Annotated in this window: 17 protein-coding genes; 8 read left to right on the top strand and 9 right to left on the bottom strand. The window is 73.6% G+C overall.

The features are described from left to right. Window positions 1-31 precede the first annotated feature (31 nt). The 5 genes from ACA511_RS21770 to ACA511_RS21750 all read right to left on the bottom strand — a co-directional run bounded on the left by ACA511_RS21770 (window position 32) and on the right by ACA511_RS21750 (window position 12,643). A complete protein-coding gene (locus ACA511_RS21770) occupies window positions 32-475 on the bottom strand; it encodes an OsmC family peroxiredoxin (protein ID WP_375026328.1) in 444 nt (147 codons plus the stop codon). A 175-nt stretch (window positions 476-650) separates the two neighbouring features. Further along, window positions 651-1,877, bottom strand: a complete 1,227-nt coding sequence (locus tag ACA511_RS21765; protein WP_375026326.1) for a glycosyltransferase — start codon at window positions 1,875-1,877, stop codon at window positions 651-653. Continuing rightward, complete coding sequence (locus ACA511_RS21760) at window positions 1,874-6,154, bottom strand: beta-ketoacyl synthase N-terminal-like domain-containing protein (protein WP_375026324.1); 4,281 nt, start codon at window positions 6,152-6,154, stop codon at window positions 1,874-1,876. Before ACA511_RS21760 ends, ACA511_RS21765 begins: the two co-directional genes overlap by 4 nt. Then, window positions 6,151-11,466: an SDR family NAD(P)-dependent oxidoreductase gene (locus ACA511_RS21755; protein ID WP_375026323.1), complete on the bottom strand. Its 5,316-nt coding sequence runs from the start codon at window positions 11,464-11,466 to the stop codon at window positions 6,151-6,153. The genes ACA511_RS21760 and ACA511_RS21755 overlap by 4 nt, the downstream gene beginning before the upstream one ends. A 157-nt stretch (window positions 11,467-11,623) precedes the next feature. After that, complete coding sequence (locus ACA511_RS21750; protein ID WP_375026322.1) at window positions 11,624-12,643, bottom strand: alpha/beta hydrolase; 1,020 nt, start codon at window positions 12,641-12,643, stop codon at window positions 11,624-11,626. Between the two features lie 404 nt (window positions 12,644-13,047). Between ACA511_RS21750 and ACA511_RS21745 the strand changes: the two genes are divergently transcribed. Continuing rightward, window positions 13,048-13,884: a hypothetical protein gene (locus ACA511_RS21745; protein ID WP_375026321.1), complete on the top strand. Its 837-nt coding sequence runs from the start codon at window positions 13,048-13,050 to the stop codon at window positions 13,882-13,884. On the opposite strand, the gene ACA511_RS21740 is transcribed toward ACA511_RS21745, so the two are convergent. Together ACA511_RS21740 and glnII are read right to left on the bottom strand one after the other, a co-directional pair. Beyond that, window positions 13,865-14,494 carry a hypothetical protein gene (locus tag ACA511_RS21740; protein ID WP_375026320.1) on the bottom strand — a complete coding sequence of 210 codons (630 nt, stop codon included), beginning with the start codon at window positions 14,492-14,494 and terminating at the stop codon, window positions 13,865-13,867. The two genes, ACA511_RS21745 and ACA511_RS21740, sit on opposite strands and share 20 nt — an antisense overlap. Window positions 14,495-14,673: 179 nt before the next feature. After that, window positions 14,674-15,687, bottom strand: coding sequence for a glutamine synthetase (gene glnII / locus ACA511_RS21735; protein ID WP_375026319.1), 1,014 nt, complete (start codon window positions 15,685-15,687; stop codon window positions 14,674-14,676). 821 nt (window positions 15,688-16,508) lie between these two features. Between glnII and ACA511_RS21730 the strand changes: the two genes are divergently transcribed. Continuing rightward, window positions 16,509-17,570, top strand: coding sequence for a nitrous oxide reductase family maturation protein NosD (locus ACA511_RS21730; RefSeq protein WP_375026318.1), 1,062 nt, complete (start codon window positions 16,509-16,511; stop codon window positions 17,568-17,570). 172 nt (window positions 17,571-17,742) lie between these two features. On the opposite strand, the gene ACA511_RS21725 is transcribed toward ACA511_RS21730, so the two are convergent. Then, window positions 17,743-18,096, bottom strand: a complete 354-nt coding sequence (locus ACA511_RS21725) for a hypothetical protein (RefSeq protein ID WP_375026317.1) — start codon at window positions 18,094-18,096, stop codon at window positions 17,743-17,745. Between the two features lie 916 nt (window positions 18,097-19,012). Between ACA511_RS21725 and ACA511_RS21720 the strand changes: the two genes are divergently transcribed. After that, a complete protein-coding gene (locus tag ACA511_RS21720) occupies window positions 19,013-19,588 on the top strand; it encodes a hypothetical protein (RefSeq protein WP_375026315.1) in 576 nt (191 codons plus the stop codon). A 278-nt stretch (window positions 19,589-19,866) separates the two neighbouring features. After that, window positions 19,867-20,526, top strand: coding sequence for an HAD family hydrolase (locus ACA511_RS21715; protein WP_375026313.1), 660 nt, complete (start codon window positions 19,867-19,869; stop codon window positions 20,524-20,526). On the opposite strand, the gene ACA511_RS21710 is transcribed toward ACA511_RS21715, so the two are convergent. Then, window positions 20,507-21,784 (bottom strand): transcriptional regulator, encoded by a 1,278-nt coding sequence (locus tag ACA511_RS21710; protein ID WP_375026312.1) that lies wholly within the window; start codon window positions 21,782-21,784, stop codon window positions 20,507-20,509. The genes ACA511_RS21715 and ACA511_RS21710 overlap by 20 nt on opposite strands. A gap of 509 nt (window positions 21,785-22,293) precedes the next feature. Between ACA511_RS21710 and ACA511_RS21705 the strand changes: the two genes are divergently transcribed. The 4 genes from ACA511_RS21705 (at window position 22,294) to ACA511_RS21690 (ending at window position 24,118) form a co-directional block, all read left to right on the top strand. After that, complete coding sequence (locus ACA511_RS21705) at window positions 22,294-22,647, top strand: hypothetical protein (protein ID WP_375026310.1); 354 nt, start codon at window positions 22,294-22,296, stop codon at window positions 22,645-22,647. Then, the gene (locus ACA511_RS21700; protein ID WP_375026309.1) at window positions 22,647-22,868 is read left to right on the top strand and encodes a hypothetical protein; all 222 of its coding nucleotides are present in this window, start codon (window positions 22,647-22,649) and stop codon (window positions 22,866-22,868) included. The genes ACA511_RS21705 and ACA511_RS21700 overlap by 1 nt, the downstream gene beginning before the upstream one ends. Next, window positions 22,856-23,278 carry a hypothetical protein gene (locus ACA511_RS21695; protein WP_375026308.1) on the top strand — a complete coding sequence of 141 codons (423 nt, stop codon included), beginning with the start codon at window positions 22,856-22,858 and terminating at the stop codon, window positions 23,276-23,278. The genes ACA511_RS21700 and ACA511_RS21695 overlap by 13 nt, the downstream gene beginning before the upstream one ends. Window positions 23,279-23,380: 102 nt before the next feature. Continuing rightward, on the top strand, window positions 23,381-24,118 hold the full coding sequence (locus ACA511_RS21690) for a GntR family transcriptional regulator (RefSeq protein ID WP_375026306.1): 738 nt from the start codon (window positions 23,381-23,383) through the stop codon (window positions 24,116-24,118). Window positions 24,119-24,185: the final 67 nt, after the last annotated feature.

Below are 24,185 nucleotides of genomic sequence, written 5' to 3'. Positions count from 1 at the left end.
GGGGCCCGGCCGCTCACGTCCTGACGGGGGCTCAGTCCTCGACGAGTTCGGCCTCGACGGTGATGGCGGCGCCGGCGAAGAGCCGGGACACCGGGCACAGCTCCGCCGCCTCGTCCACCACGCCCTTGAAGGCGGCGGCGTCGAGGCCGGGCACCTGCCCGCGCACCCGCAGCGCCGAGGAGACGATGGTCGGCACGCCGTCCACCTCGTCCAGCGTCACGGTCGCGGCCACGGTGAGCCGCTCGGGCCTCGCCTTGTGCTCGCCGAGCCGCAGCGCGAGCGCCATGACGAAGCAGGACGAGTGCGCGGCCGCGGCCAGTTCCTCGGGGCTCGTCACCCCGTCCGGCCGGGCCGTCCGGGCGTCCCAGCTGACCGGCAGCCCGGTGAACGCGCCGGTCGAGCCGGTCAGCGTCCCGCCGCCTTTCGCGAGACCGCCCTCCCAGATGGTCTCCGCCGTTCGCTCGGCGATCGCCATGTCCGCTCCTTCCGCCGTGACCGGGCGCAGATTTTTCAGCGCTCCACTTATTTTTACAGCCATACTTGTGAAAAACACAAGGGCGGGCGGCGTCCGATCACGCCGGTTCCCGTTCCGGCGGCGGGCGGGACAGGCGGTGGGCTGGGTGGAAGACCGTCCTCTCGTCCGGAGCCGGTCAGGCGAGCTTCTCCAGGCGGTCGGCGGCCTCGGCGGCGCCCCCCGCGGAGGTGAAGCCGGCGCGGGCGGCCTCGGCCCCGGCACGCAGCGGGCCGTCGGCGAGGACGGCCGCGAGGGCGGCGCGAAGCCCGTCCGGCCCGACGTCCTCGAAGCCGACCGCGATGCCCGCGCCCGCGGCCTCCACGCGCCGGGCGATGACCGGCTGGTCGTCCCGGACCGGGGCCACCACCAGCGGAAGTCCCCGCGAGAGGGCCTCGCCGACCGCGGAGTGCCCGCCGTGGCAGACCACGGCGGACAGGCGTTCGAGCAGCTTGTGCCTCGGCACCCGCTCGCGGACGAGGACGTTCGGCGGCGGATCGGCCACCAGCCCCGGCGGCGCCACGAAGACCGCTTGGACGTCCAGGCCGCGGACGGCGTCGGCGGCGACCCGGAAGAACCGCGCGGCGGGCGGCCCGGTGATCCGGCCCAGGGAGACGAGGACGGCGGGGCGGCCGTCCAGCCGCTCCCACGGGAACGCGCACGGGACGGGGCGGGCCGGCACCGGGCCGACGAAGGCGAAGTGGTCCGGGAAGAACGAGGTGTCGCCGATCAGCGCCGGGGTCGCGAACACCAGCGTGAGGTGGTCGGAGAAGCGCAGGTCGAGCAGGTCGTCGATGCCGTGGGCGAGCTGGAAGCCGCCGATGTGGTCGCGGATCTCCTCCTCGACGTCCGGCAGGTCGGCGAGCGGGCGGGTGAACTCGGCGGGCGACGCGGCGGAGGTCGCCCAGGGGATCTCGCGCCGCCGGGCCGCGACGGGCGCGGCGAGGACGAACTGGTCCGAGACGACCGCGTCCGGCCGGAACCGGTCGACGGCCTGCTCGACGCCCGGCATCATCGCGTGGCCGAGCGGGAGCAGGAAGTCCTCCCACAGGAAGCGGAGGGCGTCGAGGCCGCGCAGCTCCAGCCAGCGGTCCCGCGCCGCCGTGCAGTCGTCGCCGCCGGCGCTGAAGATGCGGGCGCCGGGCCGCAGGAAGGTCTCCAGGGACGGCCGGTGGCCGGTCCAGGCGACCTTGTGGCCGCGCCGGGCGAGTTCGGCGGCGACCGCGGCGACCGGGGCGACGTGCCCGGCGAGCGGCGGGACCGCGAACAGGAAGCGGCGTTCCGGTGTCCGCGCCCGCTGGATCCCCGGGTCGCCGAGGAGGGACGGGACCTGGACGCGACGGGCGGTCGCGCGGCGCTGGGTCATGCTCGGGATTCCTCCATGTCGGTTCCGCCGGACGCGGTCGTCCAGGCGACGACGTGTCCGTCGAGTTCGCGGGTCTGCACGGTGGTGACCGTGCCGTTGGCGGCGATGAGGAGCCGTTCGGCGTCGGCGACGGTCACGACGAGTTCGGGACGGTCCTCCCCCGGCTGCGGCGCCGGCATCGACTGGAGCACCGCCTGCTTGGCCGCGCGCACCCGGGCGTTGTTCTCGTTGACCGCGAGCCCGATGCCGGCCGGGTCGTGCCCCGGCCGGACCAGGGCCACGCCCAGTTCGGCGTCCGAGGCGATCGAGACCGTCAAGGGCTCGTCGAAGGGGCCCGTCACGGCCGGCCCGTCCTGGACGGCGAGTTCCGCGGGGAACAGGGGGCCGTGGCCGTTGCGCCACAGGTGGTCCCTGACGGCGTCCTTGGCGGCGATCCGTCCGAGCAGCCAAGGGCCTTGCGCGACCGGCGGGAGGGCCTCGTACTCGGCGCGCTCCCGGGCGCACAGGTACTGCCGCATCAGCAGGTCACGCGACGCGGTGCCGTCCCAGCGCTTGCGGGCCAGCGTCCAGCCGCCCGGCTGCGGCTCCCCAGTTCCCGACACCTCTGGAGTGAACTTCATCCGCCAGAGTGCTTCGTCCGTGTAGAAGCGGTGCGTGGTCCATCCGTCGATGCGTCCCCACACCGTCCCGTTCTCGCGGACCATCTCCGCCGAGCAGCGCATGGTCGTGTCCGTGAGGGACTGGTTCCAGACGGTCGTCTCCAGGCGCTCCCCGGCGGGCGGCAGCGGCCCGTACAGCAGGACCCGTTCGATCCCCACCGGGAACACGGTCTGGTTGGTGTCGCCGTACACCTGGATCCAGTGCGCGCAGAGCTGCCCGGCACTGTCCATCAGCGCGCCCGGCGTGGACAGCGAGGTCAGGACGGCGCGCACACCGTCCTCCGCCAGAGCCGTGATCTCGCTGATGCCGCGGAAGAGGGGGCCGTGGAACATCCAGCGCTCCTCGTACAGCCGCTCAGCGGTGACTATGGGCGGCCCCTCGATCGTGAGCGGTGTGCGGTCCGGGGCGGGCGGCATGGGGTAGCGCTCGGCGAGCAGGACCGTCCCGTCCGCGTGGTCCGGGATGACGACCTTCACCTTGCGCGGCCGGTCGCCGTCGTCCACGAGGTACGCGCGGATGTCGACGGTCGTCGGCGGTGTGGCCACGACCCACCGGACGGCGCGGACGTTCTCGAATCCGACGACGACCATGTCGGGCAGCAGTTCGCGCGCCGTGCCCGCCATCACCTCGACGAGCGTGGCAAGCGGGACGATCGGAAACCGGTCCGACATGTCGGGCCAGCGGGGCGGCTGCGGGACCAGGCAGTGGTCGGCGAGTTGGGGCATCGCGTCGATGGAGAAGACCCGGGACACGCTCAGCTCGGCGGTCGCCGGGGGCGCCTCCCCCGCCACGGCGGGCGACGGGCCGCCGCCGAGCGCCTCCAGCACGGACTGCGCCCCGGACGCCGCGTCGTTGAGCAGCGCCTCCAGCTCCGCCAGGACGGGATCGTCCGCCGGCAGCGACGGAACGCCGGGCGTGGTGTGGATCGGCTCCACGGCGCCGTCCAGCCTGACCAGCGGCGTGCCGAGGTCGAGCCGCATGCCGCCGGCGGGCGGCGGCGGCGCGGACGCGCCGTAGCTCTCGGCCCACAGCGCGGCGACGACCCGGCGCAGCTGCGCCATCCCGTCCCGCTTCGGCACGTTCACGGACATCGCGAGGTGCTCGCGGTCGCCGAGCCGGTCGGCGACGAACCCCGTCAGGCCGCCCGGCCCGACCTGGACGAACGCCCGCACGTGCGCCGCGCCGTACAGCTCCTCGATCAGCTCGCTGAACCGGACGGGTTCGAGGAGGTGCCGGACGGCGAGGTCGCGCACCGCCTCCGGCCCGCGCGGGAACGGCGCGGCCGTCGACGCCGACCACAGCGGCACGCGGGGCTCGCGGATCTCCAGCCCCTCGAACGAGTGCCGCAGCTGCTTCTCGTACGCCTCGGCCAGCGGCGTGTGGAACCCCGTCCGGAACGGCAGCTCCCGGCCGAGGACGCCCTCGGACGCGAGCCGCCCGAGGATCTCCCGGACCGCCTCCGCCGGGCCGCAGACCACCGACTGGTGCGGGCAGTTGTCGTGGCTGACGAAGACCCCCGACCCCGCCGCCGCGGCCTCCCGCGCCTGCGCCGCGCCGCAGCCGAGCGTCCCGTAGAGGACGTCGGGGACGTCCAGCGCGGCCCCGTCGAGGTCCCTGACGAGGGCGTCGGCGTCGCACACCCCGGCCGCGGCCATGGCCGCCCATTCGCCGACGCCGTGCCCCGCCACGACCTCCGCCTCCACGCCCAGCCGGGCGAGCGCGGCGGTGAGCAGGCGGCCGGCGGCCAGCACGTCGGCGGCGTGGCCGAGCAGGTCGGTGCGGCCGGTGAGCCCGGGGCGCGGCAGCCCGAAGTGCTCGGCGACGTCGTCGACGCGCGGGTCGAAGCAGGGCTCGAAGCCGGGGAACAGGAACGCCAGCCGCCCGCCCTCGGCGAGGAGCGGCCGGGGCGAGAACCACACGTCGCTCCGGCCGCGCCACGCCGTTCCGCGCTGGACGACGGCCCGCGCCAGGTCGAGCCTGCGCGGCGTGGGGCCGACTATGGCGAGACGGCACGGAAGGTCGGGGACGTCGCCGGAGGCCCGCGCGAGGAGCTCGTCGTCGGAGACGGCCAGGGCCTCGGCCAGTTCCCCGGTCGTGCGCGCGGCCAGCCGCAGCACCGCTTCGCCGTCCTGCGGCGTGTCCAGCTTCCGCCGCCGCGACCGCCGGACCGCCGACGACGGCGGCTCCTGCAAGACGAGGTGCGCGTTGGCGCCGCCGAACCCGAACGCGTTGACGACGGCCCGCCGCGGGCCGACGTGCCGCTCCCACTCGGCCGCCTCCCGGACGAGCCGCAGCCGGCCGTCCTCCAGCGCCGGATGCGGGTCGTCCACGTGCAGCGTCGGCGGCAGCACGCCGTCGCGGAGCGCGAACGCGGCCTTGATCAGCCCGGCCATCCCGGCGGCGGGCATCGCGTGCCCGATCATCGACTTGACGGTGCCGAGCCCGATCGGCGGGCCGCCCGAACCGCCGCCCGTACCGCCGCCCGCGCCGCCGCCCGCGCCGAACACGCGGCGCAGCGTCGCCAGCTCCGCCTCGTCCGCCGCCGGGGCGCCGGTGCCGTGCGCCTCGACCAGCCCGACCGCGCCGGGCGCCGCCGGGTCGAGGCCCGCGTCCCGCCAGGCGCGCTCGACCGCGAGGACCTGCCCGGCCACCAGCGGGCTCATCATGCTCGCGGCGCGGCCGTCGCTGGACGACCCCGCGCCGAGGACGACCGCGTGGATCCGGTCGCCGGCCCGCTCGGCGTCCGACAGCCGCTTGAGCAGGACGATCCCGGTGCCCTCGGCGAGCAGCGTCCCGTCGGCGGACCGGTCGAACGGGCGGATCGTCTCGCTGGGGCTGAGGGCGCGCAGCTGGCTGAACACGCTCCAGAGGGTGGCGTGGTGCGCGTGGTGGACGGCCCCCGCCAGCATCGCGTCGGCCTGCCCGCCGCGCAGCGCCCGCACCGCGTGCTCGACCGCGAGCAGCGACGACGCGCACGCCGCGTCCAGCGTGTAGGCGGGGCCGTGCAGGTCGAACGCGCCCGCGATGCGGGACGCGGCGAGGCTCGGCACGAGCCCGATCGGCGCGTCGCCGCCGTCCGGGCCGAGCCGCTCGCAGAACGCGCGGCGGATCTCCCGCAGCCGCCGCTCGCCGAGCCCCGGCATCAGCTCGGCGAGGATCCCGGCGACCTGGTGGGACGTCCGGACCCGCTGGTCGTGGCGGGCGACGCCGGGCGTGATGTAGCCGCCGCGCCCGATGACCACGCCGATCCGGGACCGGTCGGGCAGCCGCTCGTCGCCGCCCGCGTCCGCGATCGCGTCCCCGGCCGTGCGCAGCGCGAGCAGCTGGTCGGGCTCCATGCCCGGCACCGCCGCCGGCAGGATCCCGAACCGCGCCGGGTCGAACGTCGCCACCTCGTCGACGAACCCGCCGCGCCGGCAGTAGAACCGGTCGCTCTCGGGGGCGCGCGCGTAGGCGTCCGGGTCGTAGTAGAGCGCGGGGTCCCAGCGTCCGGGCGGCACCTCGGTGATCGCGTCGAACCCGGCGAGGACGTTGCGCCACAGCTCCGCCGCCGACCCCGCGCCGGGGAACACCGCCCCGGCGCCGACGATCGCGATCGGCTCGCGCGCGTCGCTCACCGCACTTCTCCGGCCAGGACGACCTGCGTCTCGTCCCCGCACGCGATCTCCCGCAGCAGCGCCGCCGCGCCGGCGTCCGGATCGATCAGGACGCCGCCGCCGGGGGGATCCGCGCCGACGTCCGCCCACGGGCCGAGGCTCGCGACGAGGACCCGTCCCCGCAGCCGCCTCCGCCAGACGTGGGCGAGCGTGCCGCACGCGTCCTCCGCCGCCGCGTCGCCTGCGCGGCCCCGGCCGGTGTCCGCACCGGCGAGGCCGCAGAGGACGGCGAAGAACCCGACGTCCGGCCGGACCGCCTGGGCCAGCGCGGAGGCGGCGTGCACCTTCGCGCGATACGCCTCCTCCGGGCCGGGGTGGTTCTCGTGCAGCCCCGCGCCGTGGACCACGCCGTCCAGGCGCCGGTGCGCCTGGTAGACGTTCTCCACGACGGTCCGGACGGCCCGCGGGTCTCGCGCGTCCCCCGCGTGGTAGCGGACGTCCGCCGCGTGCTCGCGCAGGGCGCCCAGGTCCTGGTCCGGTGTGCGGCCCAGGAGCTCGATGCGGCAGGCGCTCGTCCGGGCCAGCTCCAGGGCCGTCCGCGCGATGATCCCGTGCTCGGCCCCCGTCAGCAGGACGACCCCGTCCCGGCCGAGGCCCAGGGAGCCGTCGCCGTGCGGCGCCGGGGGCAGCAGTTCCAGCCCGTGCCGCCGGCCGCCCTCGTGCCCGACCACGGCCGGGGCGCCGTCCGTCCGCAGCTCCGCCACGATCCGCCGGGCGATCGCCCGCGGGGTGTCCTTGGTGTCCATGTCCAGCGCCCGGACCAGTGCCTCGGGGTACTCCTTCGCGATCGTCCGGGCCAGGCCGCGCAGGCCCGCCCCCGGCGCCGGGTCGCCGACGACCCCGCCGCGGAACCGGCTCCCGAACGTCCCGCCGGCGCCGCTCGCGAGGACGAGCCACCGCAGCCCGCCGTCCAGCGCCCGCCGGATCCCCGCGAACGCCTGCGGCAGCACGCTCGCCGCGCCGGGACGCAGGGCCGCCAGGTGGACGAGCCCGTCGCAGGGGCCGTCGACATCCGGCGACGTGCGGACCTGCGCGCCGTGGCGTTCCAGCAGGTCGCCGAGTTCGGACGCGATGCCGCATCCGTCGTCGACGAGGAGGAACCGCCGCCCGGCGAAGGCCGTCCCCGACTCCGGCGGCATCGGCAGCGGATCGAGATCCACGACGCGCGGCGCCCGCCGGGACACCGCGCGGGTGATCCGCGCCCCGGGGCGCGGCCACACCTGCGTATCGGCCGCCCGCGACCGCGGCACGGGCCGCGCGGGCGGCTCCTCCCGCGCGGGCGGTTCGTCGCGGGCAGGGGGCTCATCGCGGGCAGGCGGTTCGTCGCGGGCAGGCGGTTCGTCGCGGGCAGGGGGCTCGTCGCGGGCGGGTGGGGCGGCGGGGCCGCCGGACAGGGCCGCCGTCCGCACGTGGGCGCCGGGCCGGGTCTGCGGCGGGACGGCGGCGCGCCGCGGCTCGGCGGCAGCATCCGGGCCCGCCGCCGAAACGGCCGCCGAAACGGGAGCCGGGTCGGGCGCCGGGTCGGGGGCCGCGAGATGCCGGAGGACGACCTCGCGCTGCGCCGCGATGATCTCCCGGCTGGTGCGCAGGTACTCCAGCACGGCGGCCTCGGCCGGGCGGACGTCCCGGCCGCCGTCTGCGGCGCGGGCGCGGTGGACGTTGACGAGCAGGCCGGGCCTCGCGGGAGGCCCGGTGAGCGGGCGGGCGCCCCGTCCGGCGAACAGCGGCAGCGGCTCCACCGGGACGCCTCCCGCGGCCAGCTCGGCGAGCGTGCGCAGCAGCCCCACCAGGCCGTTCTCGCCGGGAACGGCGCAGCTCACGGCGGTGTGCGGGCGGTCGCCGAGGGTCGCGGCGACGAGGTCGGTCAGCACCCGCCCGGGGCCCGCCTCCACGAACGTCCGGGCGCCCGCGTCGTACATCGCCTCGATCTGCTCGGCGACGTGGACGGGCGCGGCCGGGGCCGCGGCCAGATCGGACGGGTCGGTCTCGTACGGGCGGGCGGTCGTGTCCGCCCAGACCGGGAACGCGGGCGAGCGGAGGTCGCGGCCGAGGAGTCCGGCGCGGGACGGGGCGCCGCCGCCCGCGGCCCCGATCTCGATCATGTCGGTGTCGTCGATGACGCCCGCGGCGCAGAGCGCGGCGAGTTCGCCGTGGCCGTGGCCCGCGGCGAGGTCGGGGTGGACGCCGACCGCGGTCAGCAGGCGGTGGACGGCCAGCCCGGCGATGCCGGCGTACCGCCCGCCGGCCAGCCGCAGGAGGCGCTGGAGCCGGGGGAACGCGACGAAGAGGTCGGCGAGCGCGCCGGGCCGTCCGCCCGCGTCGGGGAAGAGGAAGGCGACCTGGCCCGGCGCGCCCGCCCCGACGAAGATCCCCGGTGCGGGGCGGAACTTCGCGGCGAGCGCGAGCTTCTCGCGCAGGTCGGCCGGGCCGGAGGCCGTGAACGCGGCCTGCACCGGCCCGTCGAGCGAGGCGGCGGTGCGGGCGAGGTCGCGCAGCCGGGGCTCGGCCTCGGCCAGGCGCGCCAGCCGGCCCATCTCGGCGCGTGCGGCGGCGCGGTCGTCCGCCCGGATCAGGAACAGCTCGGCGGGCCACTCGGCCAGCCCCGACACCGGTTCGGGCGCGCCCTCGTAACCGGCGAGGACGGCGTGGAAGCGCACGCCGCCGGTCCCGGTCCCGCCCACCTCCGCGAGCCGCTCGCCGGGGCGGACGGCCCACGGGCGGGCCGGGCCGTCGACGCGCACGCCCGTGTGCAGCGCGTACGCGGTCTTGATGACGCCGGCGAGACCGGCCGCGCATCCGGTGTCCCGTCCCGTCTCGACCGGTTCGGCGGCCGGCGGTGGGACGCCCGCGCGCTCGCGGGCGCGGTCCGCGGCGAGGCGGCCGCCGCCCCCGGCGACCGCCTTGACGACCGCGTAGACCCGGTCGCCGTCGCGTTCGGCGTCCGCGCGGCGCTTGAGGACGACGCACGCGACGCCGCCGCGCGGGTCGGCGCCCCCGCAGAGCACCATGGCGCTGGAGCCCGTGGCGAGGTCCTTGCAGGCGGCGTCGAGGGCGGCGAGCGACGTCGTCCCGACCGTGCAGACCGCGCCGCCGAGATCCAGCCGGGCGGCGATCGCCGCGGCGGCCGGTTCGCCGTCGGCGGCGAGGAGCACCGAGGTCCGGGACCGGTCGAACGGGCGGTCGGCGTAGCCGGCGTCCCGCAGCGCGCGGGCCGCGATCTCCAGCGAGAGGAGCTGGAGCGCGCCCGCGTCGCCGAGCGCGTCGGACGAGTACCCGTACGCGGCCGCGTCGACCGGGACGTCGGGGACGAGGCCGCCCGCGGCGACCGGGTCGGCGCCGCCCACGACGCCCGCCCAGTAGCCGTCCGCGTCCCGCGCGCCCGGCAGGACGCAGCCCACGCCGATGACCGCGACGTCGGCCGGGCGCGCCGCGCCGGTGCGCGTGCCCGCCTCCGCCGCGCCGATGCCCAGCTCGGCGGCGCGCGCCGAGAGGAACGCGGTCGCGCCGGCGGTGACCTGCTCGTGCAGGGCGGCGATCCCGGTCGTCGCCGACCGCAGCGCCGCCACCTGCCCCATCGCGAACATGCCCTCGGAGCGCTGCCGGACCGCGTCGACCGGAGTGTCGAGCCGCAGGCCCCGGCTCGCCAGGAGCAGGCGCCCGAGGTTCAGCTTCTCCAGGCGGCGCCGCACCTCCCGGCGCGGCGTGCCCGCCCGCTCCAGCTCGCGGCGGGTCTCCTCGAACGTCTCGACGTACGGGGTCCGGGCGCAGCGGGTCGCCTGCCCGGGGGCCGTCTCCAGCAGGGCGGTCCCCTCGCAGGCGAGCGCGACGTCCTGGTAGCCGGGCAGGATCGCGCCCGCCGCGACCGCCTCGGACGTGAACAGGTACGCGGTGCCCAGCGCGACGCGGACGTCGGCGCCGCGCTCGGCCAGCGGCCCGGCCAGCGCGGCGACCATCGCGGCGGACCGCTCGTCGTGCACGCCGCCCGCGAACATCACCGACAGCCCGCCCGCGTCGTCGCCGAAGAAGGCCGTCAGCCGCCCGACCTGCGCGTCCCAGAGCGGGAAGCTCGCGTGCGGGCCGGCGTGGCCGCCGCATTCGCTCCCCGCGAAGACGAACCTCCGCGCGCCCTCGTCGAGGAACCGCCCGAGGACTTCCGGGGTCGGGACGTGCAGGTACGCGCGGATCCCGGCGGCGTCGAGCGGCGCGGCCTCCGCCGGGCCTCCCCCCGCGATGATCGCGTACGGGGGCCGGGCGTCCCGGACGGCGGCGAGCTGCTCCGCGCGGAGGTCCGGCGGCGCGGTCCCGAGCACGCCGGCGCCCCAGGGCCGGCCGCCGAGCCGGTCGGCGGTCTCCGCCAGCAGCGCCCGCGCCCGCCCGCCGTCCAGCGGGCCGAGCGCGAGGAACGGCAGGCCGCCGTCCTGCGCGACCGCGCCCGCGAACGCCGAGCCGTCGCTGACCTGCGCCATCGGCCCCTGCACGACGACCGGGTCGGGGCGCGGCGCGAGCGGCTCGGCCCGGAGGGCGGCGCCGATGTGCAGGGCGATCCGCGCGCGGACGGCCTGCACCACTCCCCCGGCCGTCTTGTACCGGCTCGCGAGCATCGTCCCCGCCGGGTCGGAACGCGCCGGATCGAGCCCGCTCAGGTCCATTTCGCGGACGTGCGCGAGCTGCTCGTCCAGGACGACCCCGGCCGCGCCGCCGGCGACCGCGGCGGCGGCCGTGTGCGGGCCGATGCCGCCGGCCGCGTACACGGGGACGTCGACGTCGGCGTCGGCCAGCAGCCGCTGAAGGAGGACGAATGTCGTCAGATCACCGCCATGCCGGGTGTCCGTGCAGCCCCGCGCGATGAGGCCCACGTCGTCGGTCAGACCGAGCCCGGCATGGACGGCGGCGGCGGCCTCCGCCGGGTCCGCGACCTCGACCAGCAGGCGGCGCCCGCGGGAGAACGCGGCGATGTCGAGCCAGTCGTCCGACAGCAGCGCGGCGGCGGCCACGACGACCGTGCCGGCGGCGGGCGGGACCTCCGCCGGGCGCACACCGCACCCGGGCGGGACGCGGACGCCGAACGGGCCCGTCCACCAGCGGCGCACGTCGGCGAGGGCGGCGAGGCCCGGCGCCCGGTCGGCGCCGAGGTCGAGGACCCCGGTCCCGCCCGCGCGCGCGACGGCCACGGCGAGATGGGGCACGGGACGGCCGGTCGGAGCGACCCCGATGATCTCCACGGGGGGCCGTTCGCCCCGGCCCGCGCCGTCCTCGCCCGTGTCCGTCGTCATGCATTGCCCCCCGACGTCCCGTGCGGCAACAACGGTGCGCAACACTACGTTCGGCGACACGCCGATTACCGTGACGACACACCATCGGGCGTGTCGCCGGCCTCACCGCAAAGAAGATTGGGACGTCCCTTGGCGTGCGGAAGACCCGCGGCCCCGGTCAGACGGTGGCAGCGGCGCGCTGCGCGCGGATCCCGTGCCTGACGATGCCCTCGTCGAGCCACCGGTCGAGGTGCCGCCACGTGGTCGCCCTGGCCTCGCGCCCGGTCAGCACGCCGAGGTGGCCGCCGGACGCGATCTCGAACCGCACCTGCGGCGCGCCGCCCAGCAGGCCGACCAGCGGCCGGACGGCCCGGACCGGCGCGAACGCGTCGCCGCGGCCCGCGACGGCCAGCACCGGCACGCCGACCCGGCCGAGGTCCACCCGGCGTCCGCCGACCAGCGCGCCGCCGCGCAGCAGCGCACCGCCGCCGGAAAGGACGCGATAGATCCGCCGCGCGGCGTGCCCCGGATGGGCGATCGTCATATGCCGGAAATGTTCCATCGCCTCGATGTGCGCGAGGAAATCGGCACTGTCGAGATGGGCCAGAATCGTGCAGGGACGAAGCAGATATCTGTCCATGCCGGCCGTCCGCGGGATCCGGTTCGGCGGGGCCGCCGCCCGCCGCGCCGCGCCCGCGTCCACCGGCGCGGCGATGGCCGCGACCGACGCGATCGGCAGGCCGGGGTCGTCGGCGGCGGCCAGCAGCGCGAGGATCCCGCCGAGGCACCAGCCGACGAGCTGGACGGGCTGGCCGCCCGCGTCCCGGCTGACCGCCCGGATCGCGCCCGGCAGCACGTCCCCGACCCACCGCTGAACGCCCAGGTCGGGGTCGTCGTACCGGGCCGGGCCGTGGTCGAGCAGGTAGCTGCGGCGCCCGGCGCCGACGACGTGCTCGGCGAGGCTGCACCCGCGCCGCAGGTCGTAGCAGCGCGCCGGCGCGTCCGGCGGCGGGACGAACAGCACCGGCGGCCCGGCGGGCACCACCCCCTCCGGCGGCCGGTAGCGGGACACCGTCCGTCCCGGCGCGTCGTCGACGGTGTCCGCCGGCATCGGGCGCAGATCGGCGACCTGGCCGGACAGCGCCAGCCGCAGCAGATTGGACGTCGCGTCTCGCAGGCCCCGCGGGGAGAGGATCATTGCGTCATTGTCCCTCCGCATTTCGACGGCACCGGCGGAAGCGCATTGACCAAAATCGGCCTCCGCCGTCCAGGCCATTCCTACACTGGTCGCCGTTCCGCGGAAATCTCGGCGCTGTGAAGCCTGCGTGAATTCGGCTTGACAGCGCGGGCCGGAGGTGGCCGCGTGAGAATCTCGCGCTTCGGCGGCGACCTCGCGCATAATTGCGATCACAGTCCGTGGCGACGGGAGGCGGCCCGGGCCCCGTGCGGGCCGCCGATCGCCCCGGCCCCCGTACGGTCCGCCCGACCGGTCCGTCCGACCGGTCCGTCCGCTCCCCTCCGCTTCGCGGCCTCCGCGCCGGTTCGACGGCGGTATCGCGGGGACGGGTGAGGAGACGGCCGAAGGACGAGGCGGAGGTGCCGATGCCGGATCCCCATCTGACGGAGGTCGGCTGGGCGGGGTCCGTACTGCGGCTCGCCGGCCGGTTCGAGCGCGGCGGCCGGCCCGAGACCGGCGCCGTCCCCGGAGTCGACCTGCTGCTGCGCGAACGCGCCGCGGGCGACCTGCTGCGCGTGCCGGCCTCCACCGAGACGCTGGACAGCGCCGTCACGTTCGAGGCGCGGGTGGACGTCGTGTCCGTCCTGGGCGGGGCCCCGCTGCCCGGCGGGCTCTGGGACGTCGGCCTGGCGATCGGCGGGGCCGCGGAGCGGACGGCCGTCCCGCTCGGCCACGCCCCCACCATGGACCCCTCGCCGCAGCGGCGCTTCCTGCCCGGCCCCATCACGGTCATCGCCTACTTCGGCCCCGAGGGCACCCTCGCGCTCGACGTCGGGGGGCGCCCGCACTCCGCCGGATCGAGCCGCGCCGACACGGCGAGCTGGAACGCGCGCCGCAAGGAGGTCGTCGTCGCCGGGCACCTCGACCTGCGGGAGACCAGCATGCCGATCTCGGGGACGCTCGTCCTGTCCGAGCAACGCTCCGACCGCGCCTTCGAGGTCATCGCCATGCTGGAGGAGCGTCCCGGCCGGCTCTGCTACACCGCCGCCGTCCCGGTGACGCGGGCGTTCATCGACGACCCGCTGCCGCGCGGCACCTGGGCGGCCTCCCTGTGCCTCGGCTTCTCCGGCATGCACCGCGAACTGCGGCTCCTCGCCCCCGACACGCCCGTGGACGTGCGGGTCTGGCGGCGGCTGCGGCCCACCCGGGTGACGTCGTCGGCCGCGCCCGGCCCGCTGACGATCAGCGTCGGGGGCGCCTGAACGGCCGGTCCCACGGCGACCGCCGGGACGCCGCCACCACCGCCGACAGCAGCACGACCACCGACGTCCCGCCGAACAGGTTGATCAAGGACGTGGCGAGCGCCGCGTCGAACGGGCCGCGCATCGTCAGCGGCAGGACCGTCAGGAAGAACACGGCGATCGCGCCGATGCACGCGAACGCCCGGACGGGACGCGCCGCCGTCGCGAGCAGCAGATGCATCAGCGCCGTCGCCTGGATCGTCGCCGCCGTCGCGCACAGCGCGTAGCTCGTCGCGGCCGGGGTCGCGGCGGTGTGCCCGCCCGCGAACACCGGGACGTCCACGCCGAGCGTCGTGCGCAGCGCCATCACCGCGGCGAACGCGAGCCCGCCGCCGACGAGCGACGCGGAGACGCCCGTCCACCACAGCGGGCGCAGCGGCGGCCCGGCCGCGGCCTCGATCTCCTCGTGCAGGGCGACGAAGTCCTCGTACCGCTTCGGCGGCGCCTCGGGCGGGCGCCGCCGCGCCGTGGAGGGGCACCGGAACGACCGTTCCCAAGGCCGTGGCGCAGGGCGGCCGGCGTGCCTGCCGGGCAGGCCGCCGGAAGACCGCCCGGATGGCGAGTCGGGCATTTTCCCTCCCCCGGGTGCGAACGTAGGGGTGCTACCCGACAGCGATGGGGGGAACTCGCCCAAGCTCGACAATTTGCAGACGCTTGGCCACCCGCCGCGCAAATGCCGACGGCGATCCCCGGGGGGATCGCCGTCGTCTCGTCAGCTCGTCCGGACCGGCCGCACCCGGCCGGCCGCGCTCAGACCTGGCCGGCCTTCTCCAGCGCCGCGCAGCAGGTGTCGGTGATCAGCCGCGCCACCACGTACGGGTCGATGTTGGCGTTCGGGCGGCGGTCCTCGATGTAGCCCTTCTTCTCCACCTCGACCTGCCACGGGATCCGCACGGACGCGCCGCGGTCCGACACGCCGTAGCTGAACTCGCTCCACGGGGCCGTCTCGTGCATGCCGGTCAGCCGCCGCTCGATGTCGGCGCCGTACCCGGCCACGTGCTCCTGCGCCTTCCCGGCGAGCGCCTCGCACGCCGTGATGATCGCGTCGTAGCCCTCGCGCATGGCCTTGGTCGAGAAGTTGGTGTGCGCGCCGGCGCCGTTCCAGTCGCCCTCGACCGGCTTGGGGTCGAGGGTCGCGGAGACGTCGAAGTCCTCGGCGATGCGGTACAGCAGCCACCGGGCGACCCACATGTGGTCGCCGACCTCCAGCGGGCCCGCCGGGCCGATCTGGAACTCCCACTGGCCGGGCATGACCTCGGCGTTGATGCCGGAGATCTTCAGGCCGGCCTCCAGGCACGCGTCCATGTGCCGCTCGACGATGTCGCGCCCGAACACCTCGTCGGCGCCCACGCCGCAGTAGTAGAAGCCCTGCGGGGCCGGGTAGCCGCGCTCGGGGAAGCCCAGCGGGCGGCCGTCCTTGAAGAACGTGTACTCCTGCTCGATCCCGTACCAGGAGTCCTGCGCCTCGTACCGCTCGGCGATCGGACGCAGCTCGGCGCGGGTGTTGGTCTCGTGGGCCGTCCCGTCCACGAGGAACACCTCGCACAGGACCAGCTTGTGGTCACCGCCGCGGATCGGGTCGGGACAGGAGAAGACCGGCTTCAGCACGCAGTCCGAGCGGTCGCCGGGCGCCTGGTTCGTGCTGGACCCGTCGAACCCCCACTCCGGCAGGTCGGCGCCGTCGGCGAGGATCCTCGTCTTCGACCGCAGCCGCGCGGTCGGCTCGGTGCCGTCGATCCAGATGTACTCGGCCTTGTAGCTCAACGTCGGTCCCTTCGTCTCTGCCTGGCCTCACGGGTTCGGCCCTACAGAACGTGCCAACCGGGCATTTCGCATCTGTTGCCCGTTTGTGAACGGCATGTAACACCGCAGCGTGACCTGCGGAGACGTACGTCACACAGGCCGGGGCCGCGCGCTCCCGCGAGCCTCCGGGCGGGACGGACGCCACGCGACCGGGCCATAACGTTCACCGGAACCAAAGAATTGCGCGAACCAACCATTCCCCGCGCCCCTTCTTCTCTTGCCCATAGACGATAAAAACGATCACAGACGTCGCAGAACGGCGCGCGTATCGGCAAATGGCCCGGACAAGGCAAGAAGCCCCTCAACATCGGACGTGACACCGGAAAGGAGGAATGCATCCACGAAAAGGGCCCTCTTCGGCCTATCCCCGCTCTTGGCGGCGCGGTGACGCCGACCGCCTTCACCTCCCAGGGGCGGCAACGCTGCTCGACGGGACGACGCGCGACGCGTCCGGCACCACGACCAGCACCGTCGCCGACGCGCCCGTCTCGCTCACCGGTCGCGCCGCCCTCCGGCGCCTGCCCCTGCCCCTCGGCCCACTGGACCTCGACATCCGTCCTCGGCCTGGGCAGATAACCGCTCCCGGCACGATCTCACCCCGTCCGTCCCCATCTCCGGAGTTTTCCAGGACGGGGCCGGACGGCGGTTGCCATAAACCCCCCCGATTGTTTACTCCATTGGCACCACTGGATTACGCCGTCCGTTCGAAGATGATCGAGGAATACCGTCCCGGCGCGTGCCGTGGCGGATCCTGACCCAGAACACGAAACGGGGGAATAGGGATGAGGCGGATTTTTGCGGCCTCGCTCGGCACGGTGACCGTGCTGGCGGGGCTCGCGTCCGTGGCACCGGCGAGCCAGGCCGACGTCCGGAAAGGGCATACGCACGTCGTCCGGCCCGGCCACTCGATCCAGGCCGCGGTCGACCGCGCCAGGCCCGGCGACACCATCAAGCTCCAGGCGGGCCACTACGCGGGGGGCGTCCTCGTCCGCAAGCGCCTCACCATCCGGGGCGAGGGCAACAGGACCATCATCCGCCCGGGCTACCGCGACCACTGCGCCAAGGCCAAGGCGCCCGGCATGGGCATCTGCGTCATCGGCCGGTCGAAGCACCCGGTCCGGGGCGCGACGATCCGGAACCTGACCGTCCAGGACTTCAAGGGCACCGGCGTCCACGGCATGTACACCGACCGCCTCGCGGTCATGGCCGTCCTCGCCAAGAACAACGGCGAGTACGGCATCGCCGAGTACCGCTCCACCCGGGGCGAGTTCACCTGGAACTGGGCCATCGACAACGCCGACGACGCCGGCCTGTACGTCGGGGACACCGCCAACGCGCGCGGAACCGTCGTCGCCCACAACCACTCGTACGGCAACACGCTCGGCGTCCTCGTGCGGCACGCCCACCACGTCAAGGTCTACGACAACGAGATCACCGGCAACTGCGCCGGGGTCGCGCTGGTCGACGACGGCCAGAAGGGCGGCCAGGGCCACAACCAGGTCCAGAAGAACAAGATCTACCGGAACAACCGGAACTGCGCCGCGCACGGCCCCGTCCCGGCGCTCGGCGGCACCGGCATCCTCTTCTTCGGCGGCGAGCACAACACCGTCGCGAAGAACACCGTCAAGGGCAACCGGGGCAGGCTGCCCTACTCCGGCGGCATCGTCCTCTTCCCGGGCGTCGCCCCCGAGCACGGCTCCGCCCGTCCCGCGCGGCACAACCTGATCAAGGCCAACGTCGCCCGCGGCAACGCGCCGTACGACCTGGTCGACAAGAGCGGCAGCAAGACCAACCGCTTCCGCCACAACAAGTGCCGCACCTCGAACCCGCGCGGCCTCTGCTGACGACCCGGAACCCCCTGATCCCACCGGGACCAGGGGGTTCACCCCCCACCCCCCGGAGCGCCCGCCCCGGCCTCGCCGAGGCCGACGCCGCGGAAGATACGACACACAGCTTCGTGTCAGATCACGGCATCCCCATCAGCCGGGACCGGCGCTGCGGCGACTGTCCCGGGCCTTAGGTGAGGTGACAGACCGTCCCGCAGAATGGGCAGAAGGCGCGCTTGGCCGTCGAAGTAACCTCTAGCCCGCAGCCGGTACAACTGCCCTGCTCGTACAGTGCGGGCTCAGGCCCGAAGCCACCGTCGTAGTGGTCCCGATCCGGCCAGGCGACGGCCTCGATGAACGGCCGAGTCAAGGACGGCTCTCCGGCCGGCGGCAGGGAGATCTCAGCGAGGACCAGCGCAGAAGGCATGGCATCGCCTTCTGCGCGGTGAGCGGGCAGCACACGGCGAAGCACGTCGACCAGTTCAGGAAGGCCCAGGCGAAGCAGCTCCCGCGCCAAGCGGTCACGCTCATCATCGGTGGTCACGGGCACCAAGCTACTGAGCACGACGGCCCGGAGGAACCGCTCCCCTTCACCGCTTCGGTCAGTCCCTCACAAGATCAAAGGCCATGATCCGCGACTGCGGATCATGGCCTCTACCTGGGTGGGCGCGGACGGTTTCGAACCGCCGACTCCTCGCTTGTAAGGAGCCGCGATCATCAACCGGACGGCGCTCACCTGGGCCTTCGCAACCCGTCCAGGACGGCACACGCTCTCTGTCCACAGACCTAATGGCACGCTAATGGCACGGGCGCGCGGCATGATCACACAGGCTGATCAAGGTCCTGAGCTGCCGCGCCCCACAGCTCCGACGCTCCGATGTGGCACGCAAGTGGCACGGGGCCGTCCTCCCGCGTGGCACGCACACCGCTCCCCCGCCTGAGCTTCCCGTCTGCCGTCGTCCCGCGCACCGCGCTGCCGGGCCAGGGCCAGGGCGTGAAGGTGGAGCGCCCCACTGGACGAACGACCTTCACGCCCTGGCCCTGGTCTGGTAGATCTCCGATCGGGACGGCGGCAGACGGGAAGCTCAGGCATCCCCCAACTATCCGACGACCATCACGGGCGCGCCTCCGGCTTCCCAGAGTCGGAGTGCCCCCGCCGGAGGCAAGGAAGACCTCGGCCACGTGGTGGCCTGCGACCTGGGCGGCGGCGCGGACCCCGTGACCGCCGGCGGCTGACGGACGGAGCGGCGGTGGCAGGATGCGCGGCCCGGCGCGGCCGTCCGGTGACCGGCGCCCACGCCGCATGCTCCGGGCGGCCTGGCGCGGGGCCGCGCAGCGGCCTGAGCGCCGCCGCCCCTTGATCCCAAACGGCTGAACTCGGCAACATCCGGCCATGGCGGTCGGCCCCCTATCTGGTCAATCGCAGCACTCGTGACACGCCTGTGCCTCATAATGTGCGCATGGACGTAGGCGACATCGTGAGCACCGCCTTTGGGCTGGTGGGGAGCTTGGCCGGCATCTGCGCCGTCCTTTGGGTTTACAAAAGGGAGCGCGCCGAGAGAAAGGCCAACGCACGCTTGGCGGCAGAAAAAGAGGCTCAGAAGGATCAACGCAAAATCCAAAGCGCGAGAGAGCAGAAGAAGCTAGAAGAGGAGCGACGCGCACGGGATGTGCGACGAACAAAGCATGAAGACGATTACCGTTTGACCATGGACCTACTTGAGCGCCTAAAGGCAATTGCATACAGTGTCGAAGTGTCGGACCTTATCACCGAAACACGGTCAAAGGAGAAAGAGCTTCGCCACATCGAAGAAGAACTTGAGCGACTCTCCGATCGCCTGCCACGTCTAGACATGCCGCTAACAATGGCTTACCACATGGCTTCCGGTCTAGAATTTCATACAATTCCAGACGAAATTGACAGTGAAGTTCGACGTGCCATATGGCATGGGGTTAGTCAGTATTTTGCAGCCAAAGAAGCGGGAAGTGTGGTCAAGAGAGCACTAGAAGCCTTGAACAAGGAATGGGAAGCATAGGGCCGGTCGCTCTGCACTCAAATCCTGCATTTCAATTAGGATTCATACCTGCCGTAGATTCATCAAAATCTCCAACGCCACGGACGCTCCCGCTGCGACCGGTTAGGACGGTTTGGGTGATGGTCGGTAGCTCGGCGAAGGCTCGTAGGGCCTCGCAGGCTTCTGGGGGGCCTCGGCCTCAGTAGCGCCCCTCGTCGGCCCAGGTTCTCGTACGCGCCGCACGCCAAACGCATCCTAGGCGCGGTGGGGACAGGCGGGGCCCTCATAGGGTGGGCGGCATGATCCGTGCAGTGGTGTTTGATGTGGGCGAGTGTCTGGTTGATGAGTCTCGCGAGTATGGGACGTGGGCTGACTGGTTGGGGGTGCCTCGGCATACGTTTTCGGCGATGTTCGGGGCGGTGATCGCTCGGGGGTTGGATTACCGGGAGACGTTCCAGGTGTTCGCGCCGGGGTTCGATCTGACGCAGCAGCGGCAGGAGCGGGCCGAGGTTGGGCAGCCTGAGACGTTCGGGGAAGAGGACTTGTACCCGGATGCGCGTCCGACGCTGGCGAAGTTGCGGGGTGATGGGCTGTGGGTCGGGATCGCGGGGAATCAGACGGTGCGGGCCGGCGGGATTCTGCGGTCGCTGGATCTGCCTTCCGACATGATCGCTACGTCGGACGACTGGGGTGTGTCCAAGCCTGATCCGGGGTTCTTCCGGTGTGTGGTGGACGCTGCGCCGTGTGATGCCGGTGAGGTGCTGTATGTGGGTGACCGGTTGGACAACGACATCATGCCTGCGGCTGAGGCGGGGTTGCGGACGGCGCTGATTCGGCGGGGGCCGTGGGGGATCGTTCAGCAGGACGACCCGGAAGCCGACCGCGTTCCGACGATGCGGATTGATTCGCTGGCCGAGCTTCCGGGTCGTATCGCTCAGTTCAACGCTGGAGCGCGCTGAGGGTGGTCTGCCATCCGTAGAGGCGGTCGTCCAGGCGGCGGACGCATTCGGTGTCGGCCCATGGTTGGAGGGCGCGGCGGACGTCGTGGACGCGGTCCATGCCGGTGGCGTACCAAGTGACGGCGAGTTGGTCTAGGGCCTGTTCGGCGTAGGTGCATGCGGCTTCGGGGTTGCGCTGGGCGATCTCGACGGCTGCCAGGTCGCCGAGGATGACGGTGCGTTGTTTGGCGTTGGTGTCGCCGATTGCGTCCAGGACGCCGAGGAGTGTGGCCTTGGCCTGGGCGGGTTGACCGGCTTTGAGTTGGGTGTCGCCCTTGAATGAGGCGAGGCTGATGGGCGAGAACCAGTTGAACCATTCGGGGGCGGGCTGCCGGGTGCTCTCGGAGAGCAGGTGTTCGGCGTGGTTGATGAGGCGGAGTGCTTCGCGGGGGTGTCCGCAGCGGGTTTCGCATTCGGCTTCGACGGCGTCCAGCCATGCCAGGAATTCGGCGGGGGCGGTGCCGCGTCGGGCGTAGGTGCGGGCGGCGCGCATGCGTTCGGCGGCCTCGTCGCGGCGGCCGTCCCATCCGGGGATGAACGCGGCGTGGGCCAGGATCGCCGCGCCGAGGAGCGGGTCGTTGGCTTCGCCGGCGGCCTGGAGGGCGCGGACGTATGAGGCGTCGGCGTCGTCGGGCTGGCGCAGGTCGAAGAACTCGATGCGGCCGACCAGGAGCAGGGACTCAGCGAGCGCGGTGGCCAGGATGGTGCGCGGGACGCCGGTCGTCTCGGCCAGGAGCTGCGTGCCGAGTTTGGTGTGCTCGACCACGGTCGGGTGGAGCTGGGCGGGCTGCACGGAGAAGTAGAGGCGCCGCAACGCGCCGTTGATGGCGGAGAAGTCGGCTCCGACCGTGGGCGGCTGGACGGCGGCGTTGGCCCTGGGGAGTGGGAGCGTGGCACCGGTTCCCTGGGCGGGGACGGCGGACGCGTTGGGGTTAGGCCGTGACGTCGCCGAGGTGCCCGAGGTCTCCCACGGCGGAGTGAAGCCGAGTTCCTCCACGGGCAGTTGCAGCACGTGGACCAAGAGGCGCTGATGGTCGGCGCGCGGCCATGGCGGGGACGCGGACTCCCAACGGCGGATCTGGCGGGCGCTGATCTGCATGCTCCCCAATCCCAGCAGTGGAGCGGCTGCCGTCATGGCGTCGGCGAGTGCCTGCTGGGATGCGTATCCGGCGTGCTGCCGGGCTGCTTTGAGACGGGTGTTGCCTGCTGGGCGCGGCATCGTCGTTTCCTCCATGGTGAGTCCTCTACGGGTCCGACTTTAGCGCCCATAGGGGCACCGAGCGGACTCTGTGACGCGCCTAACGCTTTCTAGCGTCCTATAAACGTCCTCGCAGTGTCCTATAGACGGCCTTCTATAGGACGCTGGCACGCGGGAGTGTTGGCCTCATGCGAGACGAGCAGGCGGTCAACGGGTGCGGGAACTGCGGCGGTCGTGGGTGGAAGTTCGCTCACTCTCGGCGGGCGGTGCTGGTCGGAGCGCCGGGTGGTTCCGGGCCGGAGGTTGAGCGGGTGCCGTGTCGTCAATGTGCGCCCTCGCGTGAGACGCGGGCGGCGTAGTCCGGAAACTGCGGGGCCGGTGGGTGTTGCGGCGGCTGACGCGCGGGTTGGGGGTCCCCCCGGACCCGACCGCGCTCGGGGTGGCGGGTCTCCCTGTGGTCGTCTGCCCTGCCGGCCCCGCTTCCCTTCTCTGGGAGTGGGTGAGCTGTGGGTGAGTCGGTGAGGCCGCGGATGCCGGATAGTGCGTGGCGTCCGGCGGCGTTGGCGCTGGTGGAGGCGTTGACCGGGCGTGGCCTGGTGGCGCAGGTGTGGGGGCATGGTGCGGTGCGGGTGCGTAACCCGGCCGGTGAGCCCGACACCGATGACCTTCGCGGGCAGGCGTTCGCGCCGGGCCTGCGGCAAGAGGTGGTGTGCCGCCGCCATGACGGTGAGTTGTGGTGGTGGTGGGTGTGGTCGGGGTCGTCCCGCAAGTCCCCGCCGGAGCTGGAGCCGCTGTGCCCGGTCGCCGACACGACCACGGCGGCCGACCGGATCGCGCGCGTTCTGGCCGTCCCCTTCGCCAGCTCGCCGGGCAGGTGCGGGTGATGGGGGTCTCGTGGGTGTCGGCGTCGGACGAGCGGAGTCGGTCGGTGACGGCGGCGATCGAGCGGGAGTTCTCCGGGGTGGTCGCTTGGTACGGGCACGCGACCGGGGCATGGTGGGCGATGGTCCGTGTCCGTCGTGACGTGCGGCTTGTGGAGGCGCTCAGCCCGCGTGAGCTGCGGGAGGCGATCGTGAACGCGCAGGGGTGGCCGTGGCCGAGGTGACCGGCGACGACGCGCACAAGATCGGGCACTCGGGCCTCGGACCTGAGTGCCCGATCTCGTGCCTGGGGGTGCGGACGGTCGGTGACCTGCTCGGCCTGCTGGTGGAGGCCGGACGTACCTCAGGGCTGGATGCGGTGTTCCCCGCGGCCGTGGCTGCGGCTGACGGTCAGCATGAACACGCCGATGACCGTGTCGCCTTGGCCTGCCCGGTCGTGTGCTTGGGCCTGTCGGCGCAGGTTGTGGCGGCGTTGCGCAACGATCGGCGCTGGCGGGTCAAGACGGTGGGGGGACTGCTGGGCCTGCTGCGGTCGGGTGACCTCGGCAGGGTGCCGCAGATGGGGCCTCGGCGGGTGGGTGAGGTGCGGGTGGCGCTGCTCGCGGCGGGCTTCCCGGTCCCTGCCGACCTGTGAGGCGTCCGGCTGCTCGCTGTCCTGGCGCGAGGGAGAGCAGGGCGTTACAGTGCCGTGAGATGCGCTTATGCGGTCAAGTGTCACAGTAGTCAGGTGGTTGATATGTCGAGCTTGGAGTTCGAGCCCCCGAAGTATGCGCGGGTGGTGTTGGAGATCCGGCGGCGGATCGAGAACGGGGATTACCCGCCCGGATCGATGCTGCCTTCGGAGTCACAGCTCGTCCGGGACTTCGCGGTGGGGCGTACCACGGTGGTGCGGGCGTTGCAGATGCTCCAGCAGGACGGGTGGATCAGCCGTGAGCACGGGCGCGGCTCGTTCGTGAAGGGCCGTCCCGCCTCCGATGTGCGGGCGGGTCGGCGGGGCTTGGGGCTGTTGGACCGTCCTGAGACGTTGCCGGGTGTGCGGCTGGTCGACGTCGGCCAGGTCGACGCTCCCGCCGGGGTGGCTTCGCTGCTGGGCCTGGACGGCGGCGGGGGGCGGGTGTTGGCGCGGCGGTCGTTGACGGTCCGCGACGAGATCGCCTCGGACCTGGTGACGTGCTGGTTTCCGCTGGAGTTGGTGTACGGCACCGACCTGGACAAGGACGCGGCGTTGCCGGTCGGGCTGCGGGATCACCTGCGGTCGGTCAAGGGCCTGCGGGTGGATCACATCTCCGAGCGACTGACCGCGCGGCTTCCCGCCGGCGACGAGGCCGAGGTGTTGCAGATCAGCAAGTCCGACCCGGTGATGGTGATGCTCGCGGGCATGCACGACGCCTCGGACGTGGTGCGGTTCGTGGCCGAGGTCGTGATGCCGGGGTCGCTGCATGAGCTGGAGGACGTGTACAGCGTCCCGGCGTGAGCCGCACTCCCGCGTGATGTGACGCACGTCACTCTCTCCTGAGCTTGTTCGGTCGAGTGGGCGACGT

The organism is Actinomadura sp. GTD37 (genome assembly GCF_041951365.1).
Classification (GTDB): domain Bacteria; phylum Actinomycetota; class Actinomycetes; order Streptosporangiales; family Streptosporangiaceae; genus Spirillospora.
Note: the sequence above shows the minus strand (reverse complement) of the source record. Positions and strands in the feature narration are given on the sequence as shown.